The organism is Mycobacterium talmoniae (assembly GCF_001854525.1).
GTDB classification, from domain to species: domain Bacteria; phylum Actinomycetota; class Actinomycetes; order Mycobacteriales; family Mycobacteriaceae; genus Mycobacterium; species Mycobacterium talmoniae.
Genome location: NZ_MLQM01000283.1, coordinates 1 through 3,503, shown reverse-complemented (window position 1 = coordinate 3,503; position 3,503 = coordinate 1). Strand labels below are relative to the sequence as shown.

Genomic DNA, 3,503 nt, shown 5'->3' with positions numbered 1-3,503 from the left:
GCAGCAGCGCGTCGATGCCTCAAACGCCGCATCGCCCGACGCGTATACCAAGCCCTTCTCACCAGCACCAAACCCGAAATCAACCACCTAAAACCAGCAGCCGCTTGACATAGGAGCTATTGCTCGCCGGGACCTCTACAGGGTCACTACGCCGTAGTCGCCGACGTGCCCGGCCAGCACACCCAGCTGGTCTTGCGCGGAGCCCAGGGTCTGCTCGATCGCGGTGAGCCGGGCGGCGTAGTGGCCGACCGGGTATTCCGCGGTCACCCCGATGCCGCCGTGCAACTGGATGGCCTCCTGGGCGATGTGGCGCCCGGATCGGGCGATCTGCAGCTTGGCGCGGGCCGCGATCACCGGGTCCAGCTGGCCGTCGGCGATCGACATGGCGGCGTACAGGTTCATGCTGCGGGCCAACTCCAGCGACACGTACATGTCGGCGGCGCGTTGGGTCAGCGTCTGGAAGGTGTTGAGGGTAACCCCGAATTGCTTGCGGGTCTTGAGGTAGTCGGTGGTCAGCCGCAGCGCCTCCTCCATCGCGCCCAGCGCCTCGGCGCACAACGCCGACTGGAGCCGGATGAGGGCGCCACGAATGGCGGCCGACGCGTCGGAAGCCGCGCCCAGTGGTTCACCGGGCGCGGCGTCCAGCTCGACCTGCGCGCCGCGCAACCCGTCGAAGGTCCGGTACGGCCGGCGGGTCACCGCATCGGCGTCGACCAAGAACAACCCGGTCCCGCCGTCGGGCAGGGCGGCGCTGACCACCAGCGTGTCGGCGCAGTGACCGGCCAGCACCGGGTTCTTGCGTCCGCTCAGCACCCACGAATCACCGTGCTGCACCGCCGATGTGGACACCTCGGTGCTGGCCCCGCGCATGCCGGGCTCGGTGTGGGCGAAGGCCAGCAGCTTTTGGCCGGCCGCGACGTCGTCGAGCAGTTCGCGCTGCGCGTCGGTGCCGTGCTCGGCGATCAACGCGCCCGGTCCCAGCGCGGCGTTGACGACTGGTTCGGGGGCCAGTCGCCGCCCGATCTCGGTGAGCACCAACATGATCTCGATCTGCCCGCCGGCGTCGGCGTCGAAGCCCAGACCCAGGATCCCGATGTCGGCCAGCTGTTTGTACACGTCGCGGTTCCAGCCGAGCTCGGTGTCGACGATCTTGTTGCGGGTTTCGGTGTCGTAGCTGCGCGACAGCAGATCGCGGGTGGTGTCGCGGAGCAGCGTCTGCTCGTCGCTCAACTGAAAGTCCATGGCTGCCTCACAATCCCAGAATGGTGGACGCGATGATGGTGCGCTGCACCTCATTGCTGCCGCCGTAGATCGACGTCTTGCGGTAGTTCAGGTAGTGCGGGGCGGCATGCTGCGCCCAGCCCGGCGACGCGATGTCGTCGCCGCCGTCGAACGGCAACGCGTCCGGGCCGGCCACCTCGACCAGCAGTTCGGTGGCGGCCTGCTGCAGCTGGCTGCCGCGCAGCTTGAGCACCGACGACGCCGGGTTGGGTTTGCCGTCCGCCGAGCCGGTGGCCACCCGCATCTGGGTGAGCTCCAATGCCAGCAACTCGTTTTCGACCTCGGCCAGCCGCGCGGCGAACAGCGGGTCGGACAGCATCCCGGTGGCGGCGGCGCGCTCCTTGACCTCGGCGAGGCGGACCTTGGTGCGGCCCACCCCGGCGATGCCGGTCCGTTCGTTGCCCAGCAGGAACTTCGCGTAGGTCCAGCCCTGGTTCTCCTCGCCGACCAGCTGGTCCGCGGGCACCCGCACGTCCTCGAAGAACACCTCGTTGACCTCATACCCGCCGTCGATCAGCTTGATCGGGCGCAGCGTGACCCCGGGCGTGGACATCTCGAACAGCAGGAACGAGATCCCGGCCTGGCGTTTGGGGGCCTGCGGGTCGGTGCGCACCAGGCAGAAGATCCAGTCCGCGTACTGGCCCAGTGTCGTCCAGGTCTTCTGCCCGTTGACGATGTAGCTGTCGCCGTCGCGGACCGCGGTGGTGCGCAGTGACGCCAGATCCGAACCCGCCTCGGGCTCGGAGAACCCCTGACACCACCAGATGTCCAGGTTGGCCGTCGGCGGCAGGAACCGCTGCTTGATCTCCTGGGAACCGAACTCGGCGATCACCGGGCCGACCATCTTGACGTTGAAGTTCAGCGGCTCGGGCACGCTGGCCAGCTGCATCTCGTCGAGCCAGATCTGGTGCTGGGTGGGGGTCCAGTCCTTGCCGCCCCACTCGACGGGCCAGTGCGGCACCGCCAGCCCGTGCTCGTTGAGGATTTTGTGGCTGGCTACCAGGTCGTCGTGGCGGAACTCGCCCAACCGGGTCCGCTCGCGCACGTCGGCGGGGATCTTGCTGGTGTAGAAGCTGCGCAGCTCGTCGCGGAACGCGGCCTCGTCTGCGGTGAGCGCCAACTGCATGGCGGCCTCCTTGTCTGGGGGGTGTGCACCGATGCTGTTTGCACAGTAATGGGTCGCCCAATCGGTTGGTCGGGAGGTTCTGCACAGTCCCGCCTTCATCCACAGCCGGGGCCCGCCGGCCCGCCGACGGGCCGGTGCCGTCGCGGCCGCCGCCTAGCGTCGGGCCATGCGAACCGAACTACCCGCCGAACGGCTGCACCGGCGCTTCGGCGCCCACCCGGCCACCGACCCCGCCGACGACGAACCCGACGAGGACGAGGACCCGAATGCGGTGCTGCCCCGCTGGCTGCCCGACGGCTCACCCGACGACGCCGGCTGGCTGGCGAAGCTGCGGGCCGACCCCGGCCGGGCCGGCGCGATCACGTTGGCGCTGATCGCCGTCGTGGCGGTGCTGATCACCATCTTCACGTTGGTGCGGGACCGGCCCGCGCCCGTCTCGTCGGCCAAACTGCCTCCGGTGGAGATGGTTTCGTCGGCCAGCCGCACCCCCAGCGCCGGGCCGGCGCCGGCACCGCAGCGGCCGGTGGTCAGCGTGGTCGGCCTGGTGCACACCCCGGGGCTGGTCACCCTGGCACCCGGAGCCCGCATCGCCGACGCGCTGGCGGCCGCCGGTGGTGCGGTGGCCGGCGCGGACACCATCGGCTTGAACATGGCCCGCCCGGTCGCCGACGGCGAGCAGATCGTGGTCGGCAGCGCGCCGCCGTCCGGGCAGCCGACCGCGCTGGGCAGCTCGGTGAGCCCGGGGACCACGGACAACCCGGCGACCCCCAGCACCGGGTCGGCCGCGGGCAAACCCGGCGAGCTGATCGATCTCAACGCCGCCACCGCCCAACAGCTCGACACGCTGCCCGGCGTCGGCCCGGTGACCGCGGCCGCGATCGTGGCCTGGCGCGACAGCCACGGCAAGTTCACCAGCGTCGACCAGCTCGGTGAGGTGGACGGCATCGGCCCGGCGCGCCTGGAGAAGCTGCGCGCCCTGGTCCGTGTCTGAGGCCGGTGCAGCCGTCGGCACGGCTCGACGTGCGGCTGGTGCCGGCCGCGCTGACCAGCTGGCTGGTCACCGCCGCCGGGGTGCTGTGGCCGCTCGGCCCGACCC

4 protein-coding genes are annotated in these 3,503 nt (G+C 70.5%); 2 read left to right on the top strand and 2 right to left on the bottom strand.

Annotated features, from left to right (window positions below):
- Positions 1 to 135 precede the first annotated feature (135 nt).
- Positions 136 to 1,242 (bottom strand): acyl-CoA dehydrogenase family protein, encoded by a 1,107-nt coding sequence (locus BKN37_RS26420; RefSeq protein ID WP_071030192.1) that lies wholly within the window; start codon positions 1,240 to 1,242, stop codon positions 136 to 138.
- 7 nt (positions 1,243 to 1,249) lie between these two features.
- A complete protein-coding gene (locus BKN37_RS26415; RefSeq protein WP_071030190.1) occupies positions 1,250 to 2,407 on the bottom strand; it encodes an acyl-CoA dehydrogenase family protein in 1,158 nt (385 codons plus the stop codon).
- 166 nt (positions 2,408 to 2,573) lie between these two features.
- Between BKN37_RS26415 and BKN37_RS26410 the strand changes: the two genes are divergently transcribed.
- Together BKN37_RS26410 and BKN37_RS30080 are read left to right on the top strand one after the other, a co-directional pair.
- The gene (locus BKN37_RS26410; RefSeq protein WP_071030188.1) at positions 2,574 to 3,398 is read left to right on the top strand and encodes a ComEA family DNA-binding protein; all 825 of its coding nucleotides are present in this window, start codon (positions 2,574 to 2,576) and stop codon (positions 3,396 to 3,398) included.
- 5 nt (positions 3,399 to 3,403) lie between these two features.
- Positions 3,404 to 3,503: hypothetical protein (locus BKN37_RS30080; RefSeq protein WP_242657373.1), on the top strand; the 100-nt coding region annotated here is incomplete at its 3' end.